The following is a 25,270-nucleotide window of genomic DNA, read 5'->3' as shown; positions in this document are numbered from 1 at the left end:
CGCATCCACCCCCGTCGCTTTCCGGTCACAGACCCGTGACGCGGAACGCCGCTTATCTCCGATTTGGTCACGTACGAACGCGCCGCCTAGCGGCGGACGAAGGTGTCCACCGCCACGTCGAAGTACTCCTTCGCCTCGCTCACCCTCCCGACCGGCGCCGACACCCACACGTCGTAGAGCCGCCCGTCCTGCTCCCAGCACAGGTCGTACGTGTGCCGGGGTCCCTCCGCCGCGCTGAAGCCGTCCCAGGTGAACTCCCAGAGCGCGGCGGGCCGACCCTCGTGCGTGATCTCGGAGACCCGGCCGTCGCGGTAGCCGGGGTTCGTGGAGGGCCCCTTCCCGTGGGCGCGCCGCATCACCCCGGCCGGCCCGCCCTCCTCCGGGTCGTCGAGCTTGACGCCGATCCGGATCGCCTGCCCCGGCGACATGTAGAAGACCCGCTCCCCCTGCGGCTCCCGCCTGAAGTCCTCCGGCACGGCGAGGCGGAAGCCCCGGTCGTCCTCGGCGAGCCGGTATCCCGAGGGCACGGTCGGCGCGGTGGCCGCCCGCGAGCGCGTGAGGGTGGGCTTGGCACCGGCCGTCGTACCGGACTCGCCGGAGGTACCGGAGTCACCGGAGGCACCGGCCGTGCCGGTCGTACTCGGCTTGCCCGTCTCACCCGTGTTGCCGCCCGTTTCGCCCGCCGTACTCGACGCGCTCGCCGTGCCCGCCGTAGTCGACGTCCCCGGCGTCTGTGGTGCCGAACTGCCCGGCGTGCCGCCCCCGTCGCCCCCGTCCCGCATCAGCAGTGCCGCGGCCGAGACGCCCGCCCCGGCCATCGCCGCCACCAGCGCGGCCGCGACCAGCACGCTGCGGGTGGAGTGCGGCGGCCGCTGCCGTGCGGGCTGCTCGGGCGGAGCGGCCGCCGGTCCGGGCGCGGGCGGCCCCGCCTGCCCGGCCGCCGGTACGTCCTGGTCGGCGGCCCCGGCAGCGGCCGTACGGTGCGCGTACCAGCCGAAGTGCGGGACGTCCCGCCGGGTGGGGGTGTAACCGGCCGACGCCCTCGGGCTCTTCGTCGTTCTCGGTGTCCGGCCGGTCTCCCGGAAGGCCCGCAGCAGCCGCTCCGCCTCCACCGCGTCGAGCCGCCGGTCCGGGTCGCGCTCCAGCAGGCCCCGTACGACGGGGAGCAGCGGCGCGGCCTGCGCGGGCGGGCGGATCTCGTCGACGACGACCGCGTGCAGGATGCCGCCCAACGAGTCGCGCCGGAACGGCGATTCCCCGCTCAGCACGGCGCACAGCAGCGCGCCCAGCGACCAGAGGTCGGACTCCGGCCCGGTGCGGACCCCGGACATCCGTTCCGGCGCGGTGTACTCGGGCGAGCCGACGAAGGACCCGCTCTCGGTGAGCGTGGTCGCGCCGGCGACCTGGGCGATGCCGAAGTCGGTGAGGACGACCCGGTCGGTGCCGGCCTCCATCAGGACGTTCGCGGGCTTGAGATCGCGGTGCAGCACCCCGGCGTCATGCGCCCGCCGCAGCGCGCCGAGCAGATCGATCCCGATCCGCGCGGCCTCCCGCGCGTCGACCGGCCCCTCGGCCGCGATCCGCTCCGCCAGCGAACTCCCGTCGATCAACTCCATGACGATGTACGGGCGTTCGTCCTGCTCGACGACGTCATGGACGACGATGATGTGCGGGTGGCCGAGCCGGGCGACCGCCCGCGCCTCCCGCAGGGTGCGCTCGCGCCGCTGCCGGGACCGCTCATCCGGGAGCGAGTCGTCGAGGGCCAGCTCCTTGACCGCCACCTGCCGACCGAGGAGCTGGTCGGTGGCACGCCACACGATCCCCATACCGCCGCGGCCGATCCTGGCCTCCAGCCGGTAACGACCCGCTATGACACGGACGTTCTCCCCCTCGGTCCCCATACGCCCCATCATGCCGCACCGGATCGAAACCCTCCGGTGCCGTGTGACGGCCTGGCCGACAAGCGACGTACGCACGTCTCGTGAGCGCCTCGCGAGCGCCGGTGCGGCGGGGGCGCCTCGGAGGCCGTGCCGGGACCGGGACGGTCCCACGCGGTTCAGGCCGCAGGTGCTCCCAGACTCACCGCCACCTCACTTCTGGGGCGGCCGCCAGCTGCGCAGCACCGCGTAGAACTGCTCCTCCGCCGTGTCCCAGTCCGCCGCCGGCGCGGACATGTAGATCGTGTACTCGACGCCGTCCCGGGAGAGGTACATCTGCTCGATCGCCCGGCGCGGCCCGGGGAACTCCATGGTGGCCGGCGCGGTCCAGGTGAAGTCCCACAGCGCGCCCGGCCGGTCGCGGAAGATGTTCTCCTCCAGCCTCACCTGCTGGTACTCGGGCCGCGTCCTCACCTGCTCCTCCAGGTCGAGCTGGTGGTGGTACGGGCTGTCGAAGTCCGGCGAGTCGTCCACGGCGACCCGGAGGAAGTGGTCACCGCCATCGGGCGTGTAGTCGATCTGTGAACCCTCCACCTGCCGCTTCCACCCCTTGGGCAGGGCAAGGCTGAAACCCTCCGGGTCCTCGACGCGCTCCCACCCCTCGGGCACGCTGTCAGCCGCCGACTGGTCCCCCTGGTCCGTACCGTCCGTACCGTCCGTACCGTCCGTACCGGCCGTGGCGGAGCCGCTCCCCGCACGCCACTCGTCGGCGTAGTGCATCGCGACGGCCCCACTGCCGCCGACCAGCGCGGCCAGCAGGACGACGAGCGCGACCGTACGCCCCCGGCGGCGCCGCTTGACGGCGGACGCGGCCGGCGCGGTGGCTCCTGGAGTGGGCTGATAGGCGGTGGCCATGGGGGCGACCGGGGTGCCGGAGGGGGTATGGCCGGCGGACGCGGGGGTCCCGGCGGAGGCCGCGGACACGGTGGGGTGCCCCGGCGCCTGCGCGCCGCCCGCACCAGGTCCGCCGCCCTGGGCCCCCCGCGCGTCCGCACGATCCGCACCATCCCTGCCGGCACCATCCCTGCCGGCACCCTCCCCGTCGGGACCGCCGCCCACCCACCGCTGCCGAGTCGGCACATACGCCTGTGCCACCCGGGGCCGCCGCCCCTCCGCCGCCTCGGCGAGCATCTGCTCGGCCTCGTCCATACCCGGCCGTACAGCGGGGTCCTTGCAGAGCAGCGCGGTGATGACGGGCCCCAGCGCCCCCGCGTCCGCCGGTTCGTCGGCCTCCTCACTCACCACGGCCTGCATGGTGGTGAGCGGTGTGGTGCGCCGGAACGGCGACTTGCCCTGCACCGCCGTGTACAGCGTGGCGCCCAGCGACCACAGGTCGGAAGCGGGCCCGGGCTCGTGCCCGCGCACCCGCTCGGGGGCGATGTAGTCGACCGAACCGACGATCTCGCCGGTCCGGGTGATGGTCGTGTCGCCCTCGACCTGCGCGATGCCGAAGTCGGTCAGCATGACCCGCCCGTCCTCGCCGAGCAGCACGTTCCCCGGCTTCACATCGCGGTGCAGCACGCCGGCCTGATGGGCGGCGCGCAGCGCGCGCAGCACCCACAGCCCGATCCGCGCCGCCTCGCGCGGCTCGACCCGCCCCCGCTCCTTGACCGCGTCGGCCAGCGAGACGCCCTCGACCAACTCCATGACGATCCACGGCCGGTTGTCGTGCTCCAGCACGTCGTGCACGGTCACGACGGCCGAGTGGTTGATCCGCGCCGCCGCGCGCGCCTCCGACCGGGTCCGCGCCAGCAGTACGGCCTGCTCGTTCTCCGAGACGTAGAGCGCGGCCGTCAACTCCTTGACCGCCACGGCCCGGTGCAGCACCTCATCATGCGCACGCCAGACCCGTCCCATGCCACCGCTGCCGATCGTGTCGACGAGCCGATAGCGCTCCGCGAGGAGCTGGCCCTGCATCTGATTCACGTTGCCCCGCAAGTTCTTGACAGGGTCACATTAGGTACCGGCCCGCAGCACGGGAAACCGGCTCGGCCGCACAGAGACCGCACTGTGACGGTTCTCGCTTCCGCGAGCGCCGCGCAACCTTTCGTGCCCTTGCCGATACGCCGTTCAGCCGGTCACCTTGTACGTGCCCGCCGCCTGCTCGTACAGCCGCGTGACCTCGTCCCGCTCGGCCTCCGGCCCGCGCAACTGCAGTACGTGGTAGCGCCCGTCGAGGAGTATCGCGAGGTTGCGTACGAAGACGCCGCGCCCCTCGGAGTCCTGCCAGGTGAACTGCCCCTCGGCCGAGGTCACCCCGCCCACCTCGATCAACCGCATCCCGGTGGAGGTGGCCCAGGTCGAGTCGCGGAACGGCTGCAGCTCGCGCTCGTCCTCCCGCTGGTACTTCAGCGGGTCGCTGCCGTAGGTCTGCGCGCTGTCCCGTCCGGGGACGAGGATCAGCTCGAAGTCGCCCCGGGAGTAGACGATCTGGCCCCGCCCGTTCTCGGCGGTGCGCTGCCAGCCGTCGGCGACGGCGACCTGGAACCCCTCGGGGTCCTTGCGCAGGGTGAAGCCCTGGGCGATCTCGGGGTCACCGGTCTGCGTCTGCGTCGAACCTGACGTCTCCGAAGGGCTCGCCCCGCTCTGGCCCTCCTCACCGCCGTCGGGCGAGCTCGAGTTCTGGTCGGGGCGGGGCTCGCTGCTCGCCTCGGGCTCCGAACCGGGCTGCCCGACGCTGTCCGTGCGGCTGCCGGTGTCACTGCCCTCGCTGCTCGGCGCTGTCTTCGGCATGAACACCATGGCGTACGCGACCGCCGCGGCCAACGCCAGCAGGATCAACAGGAGAAGATTCCGCCCCAGCTTGCGGGGCTCTGCGGGCCTCTCGTGCCGGGCGCGCTTGTGGCGGGCGTGCGCGCTGGTCGCGGGCAGCTTGGCCCGGCGCCTGCGGACGAGCTCGCCCCGTCGCCGTACGATCGGCAGCCGGCTCGCGTCCACGGGCGGCGTCGGCACGACATGCGCACCGGCCTCTGGCTCGGGCGCCGACCGCACGAGCGAGCGCAGCCAGCCGCGCAGCTCCTCGAAGTCCAGCCGCTCCGTCGGGTCCTGACGCAGCAGCGACTCCACGACCGGCCGCAGCGGCCCGCACTCCTCGGCGAACGCGGGCGGCTCCGCGCACACCAGCTGCACCAGCTCGGCGGTGTTCTCCTCCGGGTAGGGCGCGTGCCCCTGCACAGCCCGGAACAGCAACGCGCCCAGCGCCCACAGGTCCGTCGCCGGCCCGATCGGTGCCGCCAACTGCCAGTTCTCATGCACCGGTCCGGCCTGCTCCGGCGCCCATCGCTCGGTGACCGGCCCCACCACCGCCATCCGCGCCTGCCGGGCCCGCTCGGCGGCGAGCGCGGTCGCGGGCCCCCGCCGAGGAACGGCCCCGGCCCCGGCGCCGTCCCAGGGGGCGGCGTCCGTCACGCCGCCGGGAATCGGGACGCCGTTGCCGTGCGAGGCATCGGCGTGGGTGCCGCCGCGTGTGCTGTCGCTGTGCGCGGCGACCCCCTGCACGAGGTCGCGGTAGACGCCGCTGCCCTGCGCGCGGCCGCCGTGTCCGAAGTCGTCGTACCCGGTGCCGAGTTGTGAGCCACGGGCCGGGGTCGCGTGCGGGCCGGGGTCGCCGCTGTCCACGGGGAAGGGGGTGCTGCGCCGCCCGCCGGTGCCGGACGGGTCATCGAGCGGGCCACCGCCGTACGGGGCGTTCCCGGGCGCCCTTCCGCCCTGGGCGCCGTCGTCGGTCGGCCCGCCGGTGCCGGGCGCGGCCGTCCCGCCGCGCGGCAGCGCACCGTGCCAGGCGCTCGTGGCGCCGCCGCTGCCGAGGACACCGTAGGGGTCGGCGATCTGGCCGAGAGGCACCGGTCGCGTGCCCGGGGCCGGGTCGCCGTCCCGCCCCGACGCCCTACCGCCCTGCGGGGCCGGCCGCTGCGCGGGCAACCCCGTGCCGGGCCCGCCTCGTTGGTCGTCCTGGACCCGGGCCGCGGCCCGCGCCCCCGCCCGGTACGCCGCGATCGCTCCCGCCCGCGCCGCCCTGGCGTCCCCGCCGGCCTCCAGCGCGCGCTGCCCCCCGGAGGGGTCCGTGACCGGCGCCGCCGCGCTGCCGGCCCGCGCCTCTATCGCGGCCCGCCGTGCGGCTTCGGGATCCTCGGCCCCGCCACCGGCTCCGAGACCGGCCCCGCCCGCACGGGCACCGCCGAACGTACCGCCGCCGGTGCCCCCGGGCAGGGCGCCCCCGGGCGCCACCGGGTCACGACGCGAAGCGTGCCCACCGCCGGGCCCCACGGCAGGCACTCCCGCGCCTCCGCCGGGCGGCCTGTCCTCGAACTCCCGCACGGGCACCGGGTCGTATCCGCACAACGCCTCTTCCGCCGCCCCGACCGCGAGTCCCGTGAGCATCACCCGGCCGTCGTCGCAGACGAGCACCGTACGGGCGGTGATGTTCCGGTGCACCCAGCCGTGGGCGTGCAGCGCCCGCAGCGCGGTGAGCACGTCGGAGGCGACCTCGGCCGCCCGGTACGGGGTCAGCGACTGCTCGGCGAGCAGCGCGGCGAGGGGCCGTGCGGACACCAGTTCGCTCACTATCCACAACGAGCCGCCCTCGGCGAACACGTCGAAGACCTGGTCGAGCCGTGGGTGGTCGGGGATCTGCGCGGCGGCCTGGGCCGCGTCGATGGCCCGCCGTACGGCCGGGTCGGTGGGCCGGCGCGTGGTCCGCGCCGCACCCCGGCGCGCCCCGCCGTCCCGCGCCACATACCCCTCGGGCAGTCCGTCGGCGTCGAGCATCTCCGCCTCGACGACCTCGGGCAACGGCACCTGCCGGACCAGGACTTCCTGTCCGCTGTAGGTGTCGAAGGCCCGGGTCTCGGCGAGTTCGTACTCGTCGGAGGGCGGCAGCGGCAGGCGATAGCGGTCGGCGAGTACTCGCCCCGCGTATTCGTCCACGATGCCCTCCCCCGGCCGCCCGATGCTCAATTCCGCTCGCGCCGCGTCCCGTTCCGTTCTGGATGCGTGCGGTCCGCAGCCATTCACGATACGTGCCGGAGGCAACTCACATTGAGTCGATGCGATATCTGGTTCGTCTCGAATGCGATCGAACGCCCTCGATCTTCCCCGGAAGGCCCGTTCCCGAACTCACCCGGCGGGCAGAACTCCCGAAGTCGAACTCACATCGACCGGGCTCACCCCGCCCCACGCCCCCTCACGCCCCCGAACGGCGCCCCGAGCTGAGGCACGAAACCGTATGGGGCCGCCGCCTCGAACGCACCGGCGCACAACAGCCCACCCGCACGCGCGCCCCGGGGCAACGGCCTCTGCCGCGTCACGACTTCGGCCGGAACGTCCCCGTGAACGTCCGCCAGGTGTCCTTGCGCAGCTCACCGCTCCACTCCGACGCCTTCGCGGTGTACATCAGCGCGTACCCCTGCTGGGAGTCGACGACGAAACCGCGGTCGATCGACCGGTACTTCGTTCCGCTCTCCACATAGGTGAACTCCCAGTCGGCCGTGTTCCAGCTCCGGTAGTCCACCTCCTCTATTCGGATCCGCTTGTACTGCGAGCGCGTCATGTACCGCTCCTGGTTCTTCCAGTCCGCGACCGGGTCGTCCTTCGGGGTGGTCGTCCACCCGACGAGCAGCCGCTGCCCGTCGGGACCGGAGAAGCGGGCCCCCGCGGCGTCCGTGGACTGGTACTTCCACCCGTCGGGCAGCCCGATCGAGAACCCCTGACCGCTCTTGTACGTCTCGGTCGCGGTGGTCCCGGAGCCGTCACCGCTCACGGAGTCGCCGGAGCCGCCCGAGGGGCTCGGCGAACTGCCGGCGGACCCGCTCGACCCTTCGGCCTCGTCCGTCGTGTCACCGTCCGGACTGGGAGCGGACCCCTTGTCCGCTTCCTTGTCCGCTTTCTTGTCCGTGCCCGCGTCCTCGCTGTCGGCGTCGCTCCCCGACGCCGTCCCGCTGGACGCGGCCGCCTTGGTGTCGGCGCCCTTGCTGTTGTTCGACGAGTTGTCGTCGCCGAGGGTGAACGCCAGCACGGTCCCGAGAACGGCCAGCACCACGGCAACCGCGATGACCGCCAGCGTCCGCCGCGACACCACGTCCGTGATCGGCGCCCTGGGCACCGGCCGCGGCGGCAGATCCGGCGGCGGCACCTCGGGCCACCCGGAAGTCCGCCGCGCCGTAACGGAGTCGCCCGTACCGGCGGTACCGGTGCCGCGCGCCCCGACCGCCGACCTGCCCGCGGCACCGCCCGCCTTCTCACCGGCGGCACCCGACGAGACCCCGACGGACGCGGACCGCGTCGAGACAGCCGCAGCGGAAGCGGCCGGTGAGGTGGCCGGAGAGGCGGCACCGGCCTTGGCCCCACTGGACGTCGCACCGGAGACCCCACCGGAAGCACCGACCGCTGCCCCACCGGACACCCCCCGCGAGGCCCCGGCCCCAGCACCGGCAGCCGCAGGGGATGCCGCAGCCGAGCCCGCGCCCCCCGCCCCTCCTGCTCCAGCTCCCGCCGCGCCCTTCCGCATGGACCACCGAGGCGCACGCGGCCGCTCGCCGCCGCCCTCCTTGGCCCCGGTACCCACGCCTCCGGAACCGCCCTTCTTCGGACGCTCCTCCGGCACGGGCGGCAACGGCACGACCCGCGTGGCGTCCAGCGGATCGGCGTCCTTCGGGTCCGGCGCGTGGATCACGGTGTTGAGCATCGCCCGCGCGCCGGCGTCGTCGAGCCGCCGCTCGGGGTCCTTGGTGAGCAGGCCGAAGATGACGTCCTTCAGCGCCCCGGCCCTCTTCGGTTCCGGCACCGGCTCGGTCATCACCGCGGTCAGCGTCGCTATGGCCGACCCCTTGTCGTAGGGCGGCACCCCCTCGACCGCCGCGTAGAGCAGACCGCCGAGCGACCAGAGGTCCGCCGCGGGGCCGGGCTTGTGCCCGCGCGCCCGCTCCGGCGAGATGTACGAGGGCGCGCCCACGAGCATGCCGGTCGAGGTGATGGAGGGGTCGCCCTCGACCTGTGCGATACCGAAGTCGGTGAGGACGACCCGGCCGTCGTGCTTGTCGATCAGCACGTTCGACGGCTTCACGTCCCGGTGCAGGATGCCTTCGCGGTGCGCGGCCCGCAGCACGTCGAGAATGGCGAGCCCCACCTCGGCGGCCCGCCTCGGTTCGAGCACCCCGTCCTCACGGATGACCTCGGCGAGCGACTTGCCCTCGACGAGCTCCATCACGATCCACGGCCGGTCGTCCTCGTGGACGACGTCGAAGACCGTCACCGCCGCGTTGTTACGGATCCGCGCGATCGCCTTGGCCTCGCGCAGCGTGCGCGTGATCAGCCGCCGCTTCTCGTCCGCGTCGATGCTCGACGGGAACCTCAACTCCTTGACGGCGACCGTACGGCCCAACGTCTCGTCCTCGGCACGCCACACCGTGCCCATACCGCCGCGACCGAGGACCCCTCCCAGCCGGTACCGCCCGGCGAGGAGACGTGCGTCCTTGTCCTGACGGGATTCCCCAGCCCGCTCCGCCTCCGACATGCGTCCCCTCATACAACCCGCCCTGACAGAGCCTCCATTGTCACCCACCCGCCAAGCGCCCCACGCCCAGGGCCCCCCTCAACCAGCCACCCCGCCTCCAAGCCCCTCACGGCACCCACCCACACTTCACCACCAGGGCGCGACAGCAATCCCCCCGGCCGGGCCCCACTTGTGAGGCCGGCCCGGAACTCTCAGTCAGTGTCCGGTATCTGACGCATGTTCAGCACCACTCGGCCCGTCCGGCGGGGGCAGGGGCGGCGGGGGGGGCCGAGCACCTACAACGGCACGATGTCCGGCGCCCCCAACCGCGCCGCGTCCGCCGTCAGGTCATCCGGCTGCCGCTGCGACTCCCGCTCCGCCTCCACCCTCTTGTGATAGTGCTCGACCTCCCGCTCGATCTGCCCCTCGTCCCACCCGAGCACCGGTGCCATCAGCTCCGCCGCCTCCCGCGCACTCCGCGCCCCCCGGTCGAACGTCTCGATGGAGATCCGGGTCCGCCGAGTGAGCACATCGTCGAGATGCCGCGCCCCCTCGTGCGAGGCGGCGTACACCACCTCGGCCCGCAGATAGTCGTCGGCGGACTGCAACGGCTCCCCCAGGGACGGCTCGGAGGCGATCAGATCGAGCACTTCCTCGGTCGCCGACCCGTACCGGTTCAGCAGATGCTCCACCCACACCACATGCAGCCCCGTGCTCGCCGCGATCCGCGCCCGCGCGTTCCACAACGCCCGGTACCCCTCCGCCCCGAGCAGCGGCACGTCCTCGGTGACACACTCGGCGACCCGCTGGTCCAGCCCGTGCACGGCCGCGTCCACCGCGTCCTTGGCCATCACCCGGTACGTCGTGTACTTTCCCCCGGCCACGACCACGAGCCCCGGCACCGGATGGGCGACGATGTGCTCCCGCGAGAGCTTGCTGGTGGCGTCCGACTCCCCCGCGAGCAACGGCCGGAGCCCGGCGTACACCCCCTGCACGTCGTCCCGTGTGAGCGGCACCGCCAGCACGGAGTTCACATGCTCCAGCAGATAGTCGATGTCCGCGCTGGACGCCGCCGGATGCGCCTTGTCGAGATCCCAGTCGGTGTCCGTCGTCCCCACGATCCAGTGCCGCCCCCAGGGGATCACGAACAGCACGGACTTCTCGGTCCGCAGGATCAGCCCGGTCGTGGAGTGGATCCGGTCCTTCGGTACGACCAGATGGATGCCTTTGGACGCCCGGACGTGGAACTGCCCGCGCTCCCCCACCATCGCCTGGGTGTCGTCGGTCCACACCCCGGTGGCGTTCACGATCTGCCGGGCCCGGACCTCGTACTCCCCGCCGCCCTCGACGTCCTGCACCTTGGCGCCGACCACGCGCTCGCCCTCACGCAGGAACCCCGTCACACGCGCGCGGTTGGCGACCTTCGCCCCGTACGACGCGGCCGTGCGCACCATCGTCGCCACATAGCGGGCGTCGTCCATCTGGGCGTCGTAGTACTGAAGCGCCCCGACCAGCGCGTCCTTCTTCAGACAGGGCGCGATGCGCAGAGCGCGGTGGCGGGTCAGATGACGATGAACGGGCAGCCCACGCCCGTGCCCGCGCGCCATGGACATCGCGTCGTACATCGCGACGCCGGAGCCCGCGTAGAACCGCTCCCAGCCCTTGTGCTGCAACGGGTAGAGGAACGGCACAGGCTTCACCAGATGGGGCGCCAACCGCTCCAGCAGCAGCCCACGCTCCTTCAAGGCCTCCCGCACGAGCGCGAAGTCGAGCATCTCCAGATAGCGCAGACCGCCGTGGATCAGTTTGCTGGACCGGCTGGAGGTGCCGGACGCCCAGTCGCGTGCCTCGACCAGGCCCGTGGACAGACCGCGTGTCACGGCGTCCAGGGCCGTGCCCGCGCCGACCACGCCACCGCCCACGACCAGCACGTCCAGCTCGCGCTCGGCCATACCCGCCAGTGACTCGGCGCGCTGCGCCGGTCCCAGTGCCGCTGTCCTCACCGCTGCCTCCCGCTGTCGGTCGCGCCGGCCTCACCTGTCCATGCCCGTCGGGCGAGACCCTGCTCGCATCCCCCTGCCCAAAATTCTGACCGCGTTGCCCGACTTCGGCCACCACCAGCCTCCAGCCTGTGGACAACTCCGCAGGACGCGCACAGAAAAACAACTTTCCAATCCCGCATATCGGTCATATTTACGCCTAGTGTGACATTGCGCTCGCTCATCCAGTCCACAGGGCTTGCGCGTCTGTCCCGCTTCGGTTATTGGGAAGGACGGCCCACGCCATGCCCGCAGATCTCGCCGTCATCGGACTCGGCCAGTTGGGGCTGCCGCTGGCCCAGGCCGCCGTCGCCGCCGGCATCGCCACGCTCGGTTACCGCACCGGCCCCGACTCCGGCTCGCTCACCCCCGGCGAACTGCGCCGCATGCTCGCCCGCGGCTTCAAGCCCACCACCAACCCCGTGGAACTCGGCCGCGTCCGTACGGCCGTCATCTGCGCCCCGACCCCACTCGGCGCCGACGGCTCGCTCGACCTCACCCAGGTCGAGGAGGCCGCCCGCACCCTGGCCGCCCGCCTGCGCCCGCACACCACGGTCATCCTGGAATCTCCCGTCCCCCCGGGCACGACCGAGCGACTCCTGCGCCCCCTCCTCGAAGAGGGCTCGGGCCTGCGCGCGGGCCGCGACTTCCACCTCGCCTACTCCCCCGCCCGCGTCGACCCGGGCAACCGCGACTTCGGCCCCACCAACACCCCCAAGGTCATCGGCGGCCTCACCCCGGCCTGCACCGAGTCGGCCGCCGCCTTCTACGGCCGCCTCACCGACAAGGTGGTGCGCGCGCGTGGCCTGCGCGAGGCGGAGACGGTCCACGTCCTGGAGACCAACTACCGCCACGTCAACATCGCCCTCGTCAACGAGATGGCCGTCCTCTGCAACGACCTCGGCGTCGACCTGTGGGACGTCATCCGCTGCGCCGAGACGAAGCCCTTCGGCTTCCAGGCCTTCCGCCCCGGCCCCGGCGTGGGCGGCCACGCCCTCCCCCAGGACCTGTCGGGCCACGCCCCCCGCTCGCTCCGCATGGTCGAACTGGCCCAGCGCGTCAACAACCGCATGCCCCAGTACGTCGTCCAACGCGCCGCCACCCTCCTCAACGAGCACGGCAAGTCGGCCCGGGGCGCCCGCGTCCTCCTCCTGGGCATCACCTACAAGCCCGACCTCCCCGACCGACAGGGCACCCCCGCCGACGAGATCGCCCGCCGCCTCATCGAACTCGGCGCCCACGTCAGCTACCACGACCCGCACATCCCCACCTGGAGCGTCCTCGACCGCCCCATCCCCCGCGCCGACTCGCTCTACGAGGCCACCGCCGACGCCGACCTGACGATCCTCCTCCAGCAGCATCGCACCTACGACCTCCAGGGCCTGTCGGTGAAGGCCCAGCTCCTGCTGGACACCCGGGGGGCCACCCCCACGGGGGCGGCGCACAGGTTGTGAGGGGGGCGCACGATACGGCCCCGACCTCCGGGTCGGTGGCAGACGACGACCTCCACCGGTACCGTACGGAAACAGGCGGAGCCCGCCGCAGTTGGGCCTGCGACGAGCTCCTGGAAGGTTTACGGAGTGTCCGCCCCTAGCTTGTGTGGGGGCGACCGCTCACCTTCCGCAACAAAAGGTGGAGCCCGCCGCAGGTGGCACTGCGACGAGCTCCTGGATGGTTCACGGAGTGTCCGCCCCTAGTTGCCTTGGGGGCGGCCGCTCACCTTCCGTAAATCCGCAAGATCCACCTCCTCCGGCACTTCACCATCCGCAGACGGATCCGGTCCCAGCGAGTGGGCTTGCGGTGACGTCCCATGGGCGCCCCCTTCCACGACACCGCCCAGTGCCCGGTGGACGGTCCGTCGGAAATCGGGCCGGGCCCCGAGGGCGGGGTCCGGACCAGGTCCTTGGAAGGGGGCTCCCAGGCAAGCTGGGGCGCCGGACAGGAACGCTATCGCCCCGCTACGCCCGTTCGGCCCGCATTCGCCCCGAACGCAACCACGCGCCCCCACCCGCAACCCACGCCCCCACCAGCCCACTTGGGCACAGAGAAGGGGCCCGGTCACCCTCAGGCCACCGAGCCCCTCCCGTCGCTCAAGCCGAGCGCCGCGTCATCTCACCGCTTGTGCTGGGAGTCCGCCACCGTCACCTCGACGCGCTGGAACTCCTTCAGCTCGCTGTACCCGGTGGTGGCCATCGCCCGCCGCAGGGCGCCGAAGAGGTTCATGGAACCGTCGGGGGTGTGGGAGGGCCCGGTGAGGACCTCCTCCAGCGTGCCGACCGTCCCGAGGTCCACCTTCTTGCCGCGCGGCAGCTCCTCGTTCACCGCCTCCATGCCCCAGTGGTTGCCCTTGCCGGGCGCGTCCGTGGCGCGGGCCAGCGGGGAGCCCATCATGACCGCGTCCGCGCCGCAGGCGATGGCCTTGGGGAGGTCGCCGGACCAACCGACACCGCCGTCGGCGATGACGTGCACGTACCGGCCGCCGGACTCGTCCATGTAGTCGCGGCGGGCGGCGGCCACATCGGCCACGGCCGTCGCCATCGGGACCTGGATGCCGAGCACGTTGCGCGTGGTGTGGGCCGCGCCACCGCCGAAGCCGACGAGGACACCGGCCGCGCCCGTGCGCATCAGGTGCAGCGCGGCCGTGTACGTGGCGCAGCCGCCGACGATGACCGGGACGTCCAGCTCGTAGATGAACTGCTTCAGGTTCAGCGGCTCGTGCGCCCCGGAGACGTGCTCCGCCGACACGGTCGTCCCGCGGATGACGAAGATGTCGACACCCGCGTCCACGACGGCCTTGGAGAACTGGGCGGTGCGCTGCGGCGAGAGCGCGGCGGCCGTCACGACACCCGAGTCGCGCACCTCCTTGAGGCGCTGCCCGATCAGCTCCTCCTTGATGGGAGCGGCGTAGATCTCCTGGAGACGGCGGGTCGCGGCCTCGTCGGGCATGCCGGTGATCTCGTCGAGCAGCGGCTGCGGGTCCTCGTACCGCGTCCACAGCCCTTCGAGGTTCAGGACGCCGAGGCCGCCCATCTCGCCGATGCGGATCGCGGTGGCCGGGGAGACGACCGAGTCCATGGGGGCGGCCAGGAAGGGCAGCTCGAAGCGGTAGGCGTCGATCTGCCAGGCGATCGAGACCTCCTTCGGGTCCCGCGTACGGCGGCTGGGGACGACGGCGATGTCGTCGAAGGCGTACGCCCGGCGGCCGCGCTTGCCGCGCCCGATCTCGATCTCAGTCACGTCTGTGGCCTTTCCCTGATGCGTTCAGCGTCTACCAGTATCGCCGACGGGCACGACGAGGGCGGCCCCGGATGCTCCGGGACCGCCCTCGGTCAGGCCTGCCGCTTACTTACGGCTGTAGTTCGGCGCCTCGACGGTCATCTGGATGTCGTGCGGGTGGCTCTCCTTGAGGCCCGCCGACGTGATGCGGACGAAGCGGCCGTTGGCCTGGAGGTCCGGAACGGTGCGGCCGCCGACGTAGAACATCGACTGGCGCAGCCCGCCGACCAGCTGGTGGACGACCGAGGAGAGCGGGCCGCGGTAGGGCACCTGGCCCTCGATGCCCTCGGGGACGAGCTGCTCGTCGGAGGCGACGCCCTCCTGGAAGTAGCGGTCCTTGGAGAACGACTTGCGGTCGCCGCGCGACTGCATGGCGCCCAGCGAACCCATGCCGCGGTACGACTTGAACTGCTTGCCGTTGATGAACAGCAGCTCGCCCGGCGACTCGGCGCAGCCCGCGAGCAGCGAGCCCAGCATCACCGTGTCGGCGCCCGCGACCAGGGCCTTGGCGATGTCGCCGGAGTACTGCAGGCCACCGTCGCCGATGACCGGGATACCGGCCTCCTTGGCGGCCAGCGAGGCCTCGTAGATGGCGGTGACCTGCGGGACGCCGATGCCGGCGACGACACGGGTCGTGCAGATGGAGCCGGGGCCGACGCCGACCTTGATGCCGTCCACGCCCGCGTCGATCAGGGCCTGGGCGCCGTCACGCGTGGCGATGTTGCCGCCGATGACGTCGACGCCGGAGGAGTTCGACTTGATCTTGGCGACCATGTCGCCGACCAGGCGGGAGTGGCCGTGGGCGGTGTCGACGACGATGAAGTCGACGCCGTTCTCGATGAGGGCCTGGGCGCGCTCGAAGGCGTCGCCGGCGACACCGACGGCCGCGCCGACGAGGAGGCGGCCCTCGCCGTCCTTCGCGGCGTGCGGGTACTTCTCGGCCTTGACGAAGTCCTTGACCGTGATGAGGCCCTTGAGGATGCCCGCGTCGTCGACCAGCGGAAGCTTCTCGATCTTGTGCTTGCGCAACAGCTCCATGGCTTCGACGCCGGAGATGCCGACCTTGCCGGTGACCAGCGGCATCGGCGTCATGACCTCACGGACCCGCTGCGAGCGGTCGGTCTCGAAGGCCATGTCACGGTTGGTGACGATGCCGAGCAGCTTCTTGTTGCCGTCCGTCACCGGGACGCCGCTGATGCGGAACTTGGCGCACAGCGCGTCGGCCTCGGCGAGCGTGGCGTCCGGGTGCACGGTGATCGGGTCGGCGACCATGCCGGACTCGGAGCGCTTCACCAGGTCGACCTGGTTGGCCTGGTCCTCGATGGACAGGTTGCGGTGCAGCACGCCGACACCGCCCTGACGGGCCATGGCGATGGCCATCCGGGACTCGGTGACCTTGTCCATGGCGGCCGAGAGGAGCGGGATGTTCACCCGCACGTTCTTGGAGACGTACGAGGCGGTGTCGATCTCGTCGGGCGCCATGTCCGACGCGCCCGGCAGCAGCAGCACGTCGTCGTAGGTCAGCCCGAGCGTCGCGAATTTGTCGGGCACTCCGTCGACGTTGGCAGTCATGACACCTTCCCCAAATGGCCTTGATCGGTGCGGATGTCCATGCTAACGGGAAGCGTGGGGCACACATTCCACGGTACGAAGTGAGGCCGGACCTCGTATGTTCGTACGGAAACGGCGCCCCGCATGTTCATCGGGGCGCCCTGAGAGCCCGTACGACTACTGCTCCGCCAGCGCCCGGAGCCTGCTCAGCGCCCGGTGCTGTGCCACCCGGACCGCGCCCGGCGACATCCCGAGCATCTGCCCCGTCTCCTCGGCCGTGAGCCCCACCGCGATCCTCAGCAGGAGCAGCTCGCGCTGGTTCTCGGGGAGGTTGGCGAGGAGCTTCTTGGCCCACTCGGCGTCGCTGCTGAGCAGCGCACGCTCCTCGGGGCCCAGGGAGTCGTCGGGGCGCTCCGGCATCTCGTCCGAGGGGACGGCCGTCGAGCCGGGATGGCGCATCGCGGCGCGCTGGAGGTCGGCGACCTTGTGGCCGGCGATGGCGAAGACGAACGCCTCGAACGGCCGCCCGGTGTCCTTGTAACGCGGCAGTGCGAGGAGGACGGCGACGCAGACCTCCTGTGCCAGGTCCTCCACGAAGTGCCGCGCGTCGCCCGGCAGCCGGGACAGACGGGTGCGGCAGTACCGCAGGGCCAGAGGGTGGACATGGGCGAGCAGATCGTGCGTGGCCTGCTCGTCCCCGTCGACCGCGCGATGCACGAGCGCACCGATCACCGTCGTCTCGTCGTCGCGCATCGGTCCATGGTGCCTTGCGGCCGTCCGGTCCGTGGCGCCACGTCCGTGGTTGTGCACCGAAGCGTTATGAGCAGGTGCGCCGGAACTCATCTCCTGCGCCCTCCCCTCCCGCTCGTTCGACTGCTCCCCGAGGAACTCCACACCTCAAGGATGCGGCATCCGCGGCGAAACGAGCAGCGGGCACCCGATGGGCCGTCTCACCACCCCCGCCCACCACGCGATGGGCGGGGATTCTCGTACCCCCGTCACGGCTCACTCAGCGGACCAGACCCCAGCGGAAGCCGAGCGCCACGGCGTGCGCGCGGTCCGAGGCGCCGAGCTTCTTGAACAGGCGCCGGGCGTGGGTCTTGACGGTGTCCTCGGAGAGGAACAGCTCGCGACCGATCTCGGCGTTCGAACGGCCGTGGCTCATGCCTTCGAGAACCTGGATCTCCCGCGCGGTGAGCGTCGGCGCGGCGCCCATCTCGGCCGAGCGCAGCCGGCGCGGGGCGAGCCGCCAGGTCGGGTCGGCGAGGGCCTGCGTGACCGTGGCACGCAGCTCCGCGCGGGAGGCGTCCTTGTGTAGATAGCCCCGCGCACCGGCGGCGACCGCGAGGGCCACGCCGTCCAGGTCCTCGGCGACGGTGAGCATGATGATGCGCGCCCCGGGGTCGGCGGACAGCAGCCGCCGTACGGTCTCGACGCCGCCCAGACCGGGCATGCGTACGTCCATCAGAATCAGGTCCGAGCGGTCGGCCCCCCAGCGGCGGAGGACTTCCTCGCCGTTGGCCGCCGTGGTCACGCGCTCGACGCCGGGCACGGTCGCCACCGCGCGGCGCAGCGCCTCTCGGGCAAGCGGGGAGTCGTCGCAGACGAGGACGGATGTCATGGCCGCCCTCCGCAGCTGATGCGCGTCACCTTGAGCCTCCAGGCTGGTACGAAATCGTCACCTGTGCGGTCGACGCTCACGAGCGGACACGAACGCCTGCCCGAGCGCTTGTTCTTCAACCGCCTCCGCCCGTCTCAACGACGGTCACTCGAAAGAGTTACGGGATGGCTGGCCACCTTCGGCACTCTACGTGAGGGCGCCAACACGGTGCAGACATGCACAACGGACCCTCAATGTTTCATCACAACCTATGCCCCATTCAGACGTTTTTGTTCCCTTTTGCTGGTGTCTGAGGCTAGATTCGCAATGAGTCATATTTTCATCTCCTTTGATAGTCGATGTACGGTCATGGGCAACATCTCCTACAAGAACGGCAACAAGGGGACACGTAATGGCAGATTTCTCCCGCCTTCCCGGACCGAACGCTGATCTGTGGGACTGGCAGCTCCTCGCGGCCTGCCGTGGGGTCGACAGCTCACTCTTCTTCCACCCCGAGGGAGAACGCGGTGCGGCACGGAGCGCTCGTGAGAACTCGGCCAAAGAGGTCTGCATGAGATGCCCGGTACGCGCGCAGTGCGCGGCCCACGCCCTCGCGGTGCGCGAGCCGTACGGCGTGTGGGGCGGGCTGACCGAGGACGAACGCGAGGAGCTCATGGGCCGGGCACGCCACCGGCTGGTGTCGGCGTCCACGTCCGGGAGCGACGCCGGTTCGGACACCTGAAAGAACGTTTCTGCAGCGCCTCTGTACGAGCGCGTACGGACATGTACGGGCATGTACGGGCTGTAATCGCGCCCGTCCAGTCCGCGTCCGGTCCGCCCGTCCGGAACGCCGGCGCTATCGCGCGGCCGCCCCGGCGAGCCGGTCCAGCGTCGCCGCAACCGTGGGCACCTGAGCCAGGTCCGGCAAAGTGAGCGCCACGATCTCCCGGCACACCAGCGGTTCGACCGACACCGCCCGCACCCCCTTGGCGCGTACGGACTCGATGGCCAGCTCCGGCAGGACGGCGACCCCGAGGCCCGCGCCCACCAGGCCGACCACCGCCGGATAGTCGTCGGTCGCGAAGTCGATGCGGGGCGTGAACCCCGCGCTCTCACAGACCCGCACCAGTTGCCCCCGGCAGCGCGGGCAGCCGGCGATCCAGGATTCCCCGGCGAGTTCGCCGATGCCGATGGACCGCGCCCGGGCCAGGCGATGCCCCTGCGGGACGAGCCCGACGAGCCGGTCGGTGAGCAGGGGCCGGACGACCAGGTCGTCCCATTCCCCTTCCCCTTCCCCGTCGCCCGCCGCGCCCTCGTAGCGGAAGGCGAGCGCGATGTCGCAGTCGCCCTCACGGAGCATCTCGACCGAGCGGGGCGGTTCGGCCTCCTCCAGGGAGACCCGGGTGCCGGGATGCGCGGCGCGCAGGGCGGCCAGGGCGGTGGGGACGAGGGTGGAGCTGCCGCTGGGGAAGGAGACCAGACGGACCCGTCCGGCGCGCAGCCCGGCGATGGCGGCGACCTCCTCCTCTGCCGCGGTGAGCCCGGCGAGGATCCCGGCCGCGTGACGCACCAGAGCCTCGCCCGCCTGCGTCAGCCGCATCTCACGGCCGCCGCGCACCAGCAGCGGCGTACCGACGGACGCTTCGAGCGCCTTCATCTGCTGGCTGACGGCGGGCTGTGTGCACCCGAGTTCGCGTCCCGCCGCCGAGAAGGAGCCGGTGGCGGCGACGGCGCGCAGGACGCGGAGATGACGGGCCTCGATCACGGTGTGAGCATAAGCGCGGCTTGGGCGGGGTGCCGAATATCGTGTCGACGCTTTGACCCTCGCCCGCTTAACGTGCCGGTATGAAGCTTCTGTCACTGAATGTGGGACGCCCCCGGGCCGTCGACCTCCCGGAGGAGTCGAAGAAGGTCACGGGCATCGACAAACGGCCGGTGGACGGACCGGTGCGGGTCTTCGCGCCGGGGCCCAAGGGGGTCGGCGCCAGCGGGGTGACCGGGGACGCGGTGTGCAACACCGAGCACCACGGCGGCGACGACCAGGCGGTCTACGCGTTCGCCCGCGAGGACCTGGACGGCTGGGAACGCGAGCTGGGCCGCACGCTGCCCAGCGGGTCCTTCGGCGAGAACCTCACCACCGAGGGCGTCGACGTCTCCGGCGCTCTCGTCGGTGAACGCTGGCGGATCGGCTCCGAGGCGGTTCTGGAGATCACCTCCGGCCGCGTCCCCTGTCTCAACTTCCAGCGGCACCTGGGTGAGCGGGGCTGGCTCAAGCGCTTCACGCGGCAGGGCGCGCCCGGTGCGTATCTGCGGGTGATCCGGCCGGGCGAGATCCGCGCGGGCGACCCGATCGAGATCGTCCACCGCCCCGACCACGACATCACCGTCGCCCTCGCCTTCCGCGCCACGATGACCGAGAAAGAGCTGCTGCCGCGCCTGCTGGACGCGGGAGAGGCGCTGCACTCGGAGGTGGCGGAGTGGGCGCGGAAGTACGTGGCGGAGCGGAGCTGAAGGCACTGGTGAACGTGCGGTGGAGCAAGCGGACCCGCACAGTTCCGGTCACTACGCTTGCGCCATGACAACGGCTCTCATCACGGGATCGACAGCGGGCATCGGTGCCGCCTTCGCGCGGCGGCTGGCGGCGGACGGACACAACCTCGTCCTGGTGGCGCGCGACACCAAGCGACTGCGCGAACAGGCCACGGAGTTGCACGACCGGCACGGCATCGAGGCGGAGGTGCTGACGGCGGACCTCGCGACGGACGACGGCATCGAGACGGTCGCGCGGCGGCTGGCCGACCGCAAGAACCCGGTCGACCTGCTGATCAACAACGCCGGCTTCGGCAACAAGGGCCGCTTCCTCGAGGTCTCCATGGCCGACGAGCTGAAGATGCTCAAGGTGCACTGCGAGGCGGTACTGCGTCTGACCTCGGCGGCGACGGAGGGGATGCGGGAGCGGGGCCGAGGGGGCGTCGTCAACGTCGCGTCGGTGGCGGCGTTCGTACCGCGCGGGACGTACGGCGCGTCCAAGGCCTGGGTCGTGCAGTTCACCCAGGGTGTTGCGCGGGACCTGGCCGGCAGCGGCGTACGGCTGATGGCGTTGTGCCCGGGCTTCGTCCGCACCGAGTTCCACGACCGGGCCGGCATGGGCACCGACAACATCCCGTCCTGGATGTGGCTCGACGCCGACAAACTCGTCACCGCCGCTCTCGCCGACCTCTCCCGCGGCAAGTCCGTCTCCATCCCCGACCCGCGCTACAAGACGCTGATGGGTGTGGTGAAGGTGGTGCCCCGGGGACTGCTGGGCGGGATCAGCTCGAAGGCGGGGCGGCAGTACGGGCCGCAGTAAGGCGGCCGTGGGGCGTCCGGCTGTCGGACTGCGGCTGCCCGGCGGCGGCCGGACAATGGAGTCGTTGACCGGAAGCAGGGGGGCCGGGAGGTGGTGTGGCATGACGTTCGTGCAGCTCATCGACTGCAGGACCAGCCGGCTCGACGAGATGAACCAGCTGATGGACAGGTGGGTCGAGCAGACCAAGGGCAAGCGGACGGCGACACACAGTGTGGTCGGCACGGACCGGTCCGACTCGTCGCACGTCATCGAGATCGTGGAGTTCGCGTCGTACGAGGACGCGATGCGGAATTCCAACCTGCCGGAGACGGACCGGATCTTCCAGGAGATGGTGGCGCTCTGCGACGAGATGCCCACCTTCACCGATCTGGACGTGGTGCGCGACGAGCAGTTGTACGCGGGCACCGCGCGGCGGTTCTTCGAGACCCTGGCGACGCGGGGGGAACTGCCCCCGTTCAACGACCTGTTGATCGAGGACTACCACGACCACGGCAACGAACCGGACACCCTGGGACTGGACGCCTTCCGGCGGGAGGCCGAGGTGTGGCGAGCGGGCTTCGACTTCGCGTTCACGGTCGACGACCAGATCGCCCAGGGTGACCGCGTGTGCACGCGCTGGACCTGGAACGCCCGGCACAAGGGCGAGTTCCTGGGCATCGCGGCGACCGGGAGGGACGTCACCATGACGGGGACGACGATCCACCGGTGCACGCCCGACGGCAAGATCGCCGAGGCGTGGTGGGAGTACGACCGGCTGGGGCTGATGCATCAGCTCGGAGCCCTGGACGCGCTGGAACAGTGACGGGGCGCCGGCCCACGGGGAAGCCCCCGCTCCGCCGATGCGGAGCGGGGGCTTCTCTTGGCAGCGGGGTGCCTCAGTGGGCGTGGCCGTGACCGTGGCCGTGGCCCGCGTCGGCCGGCTCCTCTTCCTTCTTCTCGACGACCAGGGTCTCGGTCGTCAGGAGGAGGGAGGCGATGGAGGCGGCGTTCTCCAGGGCGGAGCGGGTGACCTTGACCGGGTCGATGACGCCGGACTTGACCAGGTCGCCGTACTCGCCGGTCGCGGCGTTGAAGCCCTGGCCCTTGTCGAGCTCGGCGACCTTGGAGGTGATGACGTAGCCCTCCAGGCCGGCGTTCTCGGCGATCCAGCGCAGCGGCTCGACGGCGGCCTTGCGGACGACCGCGACACCCGTGGCCTCGTCGCCGGTCTTGCCGAGGTTGCCCTCGAGGACCTTGACGGCGTGGACGAGCGCGGAGCCACCACCGGAGACGATGCCCTCCTCGACCGCGGCGCGGGTCGCGGAGATGGCGTCCTCCAGACGGTGCTTCTTCTCCTTCAGCTCCACCTCGGTGGCGGCGCCGACCTTGATGACGCACACGCCGCCGGCCAGCTTCGCGAGGCGCTCCTGGAGCTTCTCGCGGTCCCAGTCGGAGTCCGTGTTCTCGATCTCGGACTTGATCTGGGCGACACGGCCCTGGACGGCCCCGGAGTCACCGGCGCCGTCGACGATCGTGGTGTCGTCCTTGGTGACGGTGACGCGGCGGGCGGAGCCGAGCACGTCGAGACCGACCTGGTCGAGCTTGAGGCCGACCTCCTCGGAGATGACCTCGGCGCCGGTCAGGGTCGCCATGTCCTGCAGCATCGCCTTGCGACGGTCGCCGAAGCCGGGGGCCTTGACGGCGACCGCGTTGAAGGTGCCGCGGATCTTGTTGACGACGAGGGTGGAGAGGGCCTCGCCCTCGACGTCCTCGGCGATGATCAGCAGCGGCTTCGAGGCGTTGGACTGGATGACCTTCTCCAGCAGGGGCAGCAGGTCGGCGATGGCGCCGATCTTGCCCTGGTGGATGAGGATGTACGGGTCGTCGAGGACGGCCTCCATACGCTCCTGGTCCGTCACGAAGTACGGCGACAGGTAGCCCTTGTCGAAGGCCATGCCCTCGGTGAAGTCCAGCTCCAGACCGAAGGTGTTGGACTCCTCGACGGTGATGACACCGTCCTTGCCGACCTTGTCCATCGCCTCGGCGATGAGCTCGCCGACCTGGGCGTCCTGGGCGGACAGACCGGCGACGGCGGCGATGTCGGACTTCTCGTCGATCGGGCGGGCGGTTGCGAGGAGCTCCTCGGAGACCGCGGCGACGGCGGCGTCGATGCCCTTCTTCAGGGCGGCCGGGGAGGCACCCGCGGCGACGTTCTTCAGGCCCTCGCGCACGAGCGCCTGGGCGAGCACGGTGGCGGTGGTCGTACCGTCACCCGCGATGTCGTTGGTCTTGGTCGCCACCTCCTTCACCAGCTGGGCACCGAGGTTCTCGTACGGGTCCTCGACCTCGACCTCACGGGCGATGGTCACACCGTCGTTGGTGATGGTGGGGGCGCCGAACTTCTTGTCGATGACGACGTTGCGGCCCTTGGGGCCGATCGTCACCTTGACCGTGTCGGCAAGCTTGTTGACGCCGCGCTCGAGGGCGCGACGGGCGTCCTCGTCGAACTTCAGGATCTTCGCCATGGGAGCGGTTCAGCCCTCTCGGAAAACGTTGGTGAAACGAACCGCGCCCCCGACGCCCGGCTGATTAATGGTCGCGGGGGCCAGGGGCGCAGCTCAAAGCAATGTGCTTTCGCGGGACGATGTACGCCTCGCGGGAAGCCTGGTGAATTACTTCTCGATGATCGCGAGGACGTCGCGAGCCGAGAGGACGAGGTACTCCTCGCCGTTGTACTTCACCTCGGTGCCGCCGTACTTGCTGTACAGCACGATGTCGCCGGTCTTGACGTCGAGCGGCAGGCGCTCGCCGTTCTCGAAGCGGCCCGGGCCCACGGCCAGGACGACGCCCTCCTGGGGCTTCTCCTTGGCGGTGTCCGGGATGACCAGGCCAGAGGCGGTGGTCTGCTCGGCGTCGAGCGGCTGGACCACGATGCGGTCCTCGAGCGGCTTGATGGCAACCTTGGAGCTGGTGGTCGTCACGATCCGACCTCCCCCTTCGGAGATCTCACGGGGTTAACTGTCTGAGGTGGCGACCAGGTGGATCCGTCGTCGCGGGTGCCGGACCTGCCCGTCGCGTAGTTGGCACTCTCCAGGGGGGAGTGCCAGACCTGAGACTATGACCGCGATTAGCACTCGGTCAAGCGGACTGCTAATTGCGTGGGTTGTGGCGGGGTGTCGGAGGCGGTTCCAGGGGGCCGGAGGGGCGTCAGAGATAGTCCTCCAGGCGGCCGACCGTCAGGCCCTGCTCCTGGATGCGGCGCAGCAGCCGCGTCGTCATCTCCGTGAGCGTCGTGCCCTTGAGCTGTTCGGGGCCTCTGATCCGGGAGTGGGAGAGAACCAGGACGATGTCGCCGGGGCGCAGGTGGTCGCCGACCGTGGGGCGGGGGTCGGTGGTCTGCAGGGCCGCGCGCCACAGGACGACGGCCGAGATGCCGCAGTCGGCGGCGGCGCGGAGCGTGGTGGTGTCGTAGACGCCGTACGGCGGGCGGAAGAGGGTCGGGCGGACACCGAAGCGCTGCTTGAGCTTGTGCTGCTGGCCGCAGATCTCCGCCCGCTGTCCGGCGTACGGCAGGCCGCGCAGGGCGGTGTGGTCGAGCGTGTGGTTCTGCACGGTCACCCCGACCGCGCGCAGCCGTGCGAAGTGGCCGTAGCCCGGCCCCACGACGCTGTCCGTCAGGAACATGCTCACCGGCAGCCGCAGCTCCCGGACCATGTCGACGAACCGGGGGTCCCTCTCGGCCCCGTCGTCGTACGTGAGGAAGACGACCTTGTCCCGGGTCCGCACACGATCGACGACGGGCGGCAGACCGGGCCCCGCCGCGCCCGGGGCGGACGGCCGGTCGGGGACCTTGGGCGCGGGGGCGAGGGGGGCGGCGAGGCCCCAGCGGCGGTACGGGGGCGAGTCGGGGCGGAGGTGGTGAGGGGAGGCGTCGGGGGCGGGGGCGCGTGCGCGGGTGCGCGGGACGGAGGGGGTGGAGGGGGTGGAGGGGGCAGGGGTCGATGCGCCGTCGGCCCCGCCGGGGCGGGACGTGGCTGAACTTGGACCGGT

The 25,270-nt window shown here is 71.6% G+C and carries 17 protein-coding genes and 1 pseudogene; 5 read left to right on the top strand and 13 right to left on the bottom strand.

Going from position 1 to position 25,270, the window contains the following annotated elements; genetic code table 11:
• Window positions 1–86 precede the first annotated feature (86 nt).
• The 5 genes from ACWD26_RS09065 to ACWD26_RS09045 all read right to left on the bottom strand — a co-directional run bounded on the left by ACWD26_RS09065 (window position 87) and on the right by ACWD26_RS09045 (window position 11,429).
• The gene (locus ACWD26_RS09065; RefSeq protein ID WP_451267749.1) at window positions 87–1,901 is read right to left on the bottom strand and encodes a protein kinase domain-containing protein; all 1,815 of its coding nucleotides are present in this window, start codon (window positions 1,899–1,901) and stop codon (window positions 87–89) included.
• A 189-nt stretch (window positions 1,902–2,090) separates the two neighbouring features.
• The gene (locus tag ACWD26_RS09060; protein ID WP_451267747.1) at window positions 2,091–3,854 is read right to left on the bottom strand and encodes a serine/threonine-protein kinase; all 1,764 of its coding nucleotides are present in this window, start codon (window positions 3,852–3,854) and stop codon (window positions 2,091–2,093) included.
• A 153-nt stretch (window positions 3,855–4,007) separates the two neighbouring features.
• Window positions 4,008–6,863, bottom strand: coding sequence for a protein kinase (locus ACWD26_RS09055; protein WP_451267745.1), 2,856 nt, complete (start codon window positions 6,861–6,863; stop codon window positions 4,008–4,010).
• Between the two features lie 376 nt (window positions 6,864–7,239).
• A complete protein-coding gene (locus tag ACWD26_RS09050; protein WP_451267743.1) occupies window positions 7,240–9,447 on the bottom strand; it encodes a serine/threonine-protein kinase in 2,208 nt (735 codons plus the stop codon).
• 275 nt (window positions 9,448–9,722) lie between these two features.
• Window positions 9,723–11,429, bottom strand: a complete 1,707-nt coding sequence (locus ACWD26_RS09045; protein WP_451267741.1) for a glycerol-3-phosphate dehydrogenase/oxidase — start codon at window positions 11,427–11,429, stop codon at window positions 9,723–9,725.
• A gap of 281 nt (window positions 11,430–11,710) precedes the next feature.
• Between ACWD26_RS09045 and ACWD26_RS09040 the strand changes: the two genes are divergently transcribed.
• On the top strand, window positions 11,711–12,919 hold the full coding sequence (locus ACWD26_RS09040) for a nucleotide sugar dehydrogenase (protein ID WP_451267739.1): 1,209 nt from the start codon (window positions 11,711–11,713) through the stop codon (window positions 12,917–12,919).
• 658 nt (window positions 12,920–13,577) lie between these two features.
• Here the strand turns inward: ACWD26_RS09040 and ACWD26_RS09035 are convergent.
• The 4 genes from ACWD26_RS09035 to ACWD26_RS09020 form a co-directional block, all read right to left on the bottom strand.
• Complete coding sequence (locus ACWD26_RS09035) at window positions 13,578–14,702, bottom strand: GuaB3 family IMP dehydrogenase-related protein (RefSeq protein WP_451267737.1); 1,125 nt, start codon at window positions 14,700–14,702, stop codon at window positions 13,578–13,580.
• A 105-nt stretch (window positions 14,703–14,807) separates the two neighbouring features.
• A complete protein-coding gene (guaB, locus tag ACWD26_RS09030; RefSeq protein WP_215448570.1) occupies window positions 14,808–16,313 on the bottom strand; it encodes an IMP dehydrogenase in 1,506 nt (501 codons plus the stop codon).
• Between the two features lie 156 nt (window positions 16,314–16,469).
• Window positions 16,470–17,045, bottom strand: a complete 576-nt coding sequence (locus ACWD26_RS09025) for a sigma-70 family RNA polymerase sigma factor (RefSeq protein WP_005481141.1) — start codon at window positions 17,043–17,045, stop codon at window positions 16,470–16,472.
• Window positions 17,046–17,301: 256 nt separating this feature from the next.
• Entirely contained in the window at window positions 17,302–17,913 is a 612-nt protein-coding gene (locus ACWD26_RS09020) for a response regulator transcription factor (RefSeq protein ID WP_003948568.1), read from the bottom strand.
• A gap of 391 nt (window positions 17,914–18,304) precedes the next feature.
• On the opposite strand from ACWD26_RS09020, the gene ACWD26_RS09015 reads away from it, so the two are divergent.
• Window positions 18,305–18,634 (top strand): WhiB family transcriptional regulator, encoded by a 330-nt coding sequence (locus ACWD26_RS09015; protein ID WP_451267734.1) that lies wholly within the window; start codon window positions 18,305–18,307, stop codon window positions 18,632–18,634.
• A gap of 114 nt (window positions 18,635–18,748) precedes the next feature.
• On the opposite strand, the gene ACWD26_RS09010 is transcribed toward ACWD26_RS09015, so the two are convergent.
• The gene (locus tag ACWD26_RS09010; protein ID WP_451267732.1) at window positions 18,749–19,657 is read right to left on the bottom strand and encodes a LysR family transcriptional regulator; all 909 of its coding nucleotides are present in this window, start codon (window positions 19,655–19,657) and stop codon (window positions 18,749–18,751) included.
• Window positions 19,658–19,737: 80 nt separating this feature from the next.
• Between ACWD26_RS09010 and ACWD26_RS09005 the strand changes: the two genes are divergently transcribed.
• From ACWD26_RS09005 to ACWD26_RS08995, 3 genes are all read left to right on the top strand, one after another.
• Window positions 19,738–20,403, top strand: coding sequence for an MOSC domain-containing protein (locus tag ACWD26_RS09005; RefSeq protein ID WP_451267730.1), 666 nt, complete (start codon window positions 19,738–19,740; stop codon window positions 20,401–20,403).
• Between the two features lie 64 nt (window positions 20,404–20,467).
• Complete coding sequence (locus ACWD26_RS09000) at window positions 20,468–21,241, top strand: SDR family NAD(P)-dependent oxidoreductase (protein ID WP_451267728.1); 774 nt, start codon at window positions 20,468–20,470, stop codon at window positions 21,239–21,241.
• A gap of 100 nt (window positions 21,242–21,341) precedes the next feature.
• Window positions 21,342–22,043, top strand: coding sequence for an ester cyclase (locus ACWD26_RS08995; protein ID WP_451267726.1), 702 nt, complete (start codon window positions 21,342–21,344; stop codon window positions 22,041–22,043).
• Window positions 22,044–22,116: 73 nt separating this feature from the next.
• Here ACWD26_RS08995 and groL read toward each other — a convergent pair whose 3' ends face one another.
• The 3 genes and pseudogenes from groL to ACWD26_RS08980 form a co-directional block, all read right to left on the bottom strand.
• The gene (groL, locus tag ACWD26_RS08990; RefSeq protein WP_451267724.1) at window positions 22,117–23,745 is read right to left on the bottom strand and encodes a chaperonin GroEL; all 1,629 of its coding nucleotides are present in this window, start codon (window positions 23,743–23,745) and stop codon (window positions 22,117–22,119) included.
• A gap of 147 nt (window positions 23,746–23,892) precedes the next feature.
• Window positions 23,893–24,201 carry a co-chaperone GroES gene (gene groES, locus ACWD26_RS08985; RefSeq protein ID WP_003998759.1) on the bottom strand — a complete coding sequence of 103 codons (309 nt, stop codon included), beginning with the start codon at window positions 24,199–24,201 and terminating at the stop codon, window positions 23,893–23,895.
• 226 nt (window positions 24,202–24,427) lie between these two features.
• A pseudogene (locus ACWD26_RS08980) lies at window positions 24,428–25,135 on the bottom strand (polysaccharide deacetylase family protein); the annotation flags it as partial.
• Window positions 25,136–25,270: the final 135 nt, after the last annotated feature.

The sequence above is a fragment of the Streptomyces sp. NPDC002787 genome, from assembly GCF_053592095.1.
Note: the sequence above shows the minus strand (reverse complement) of the source record. Positions and strands in the feature narration are given on the sequence as shown.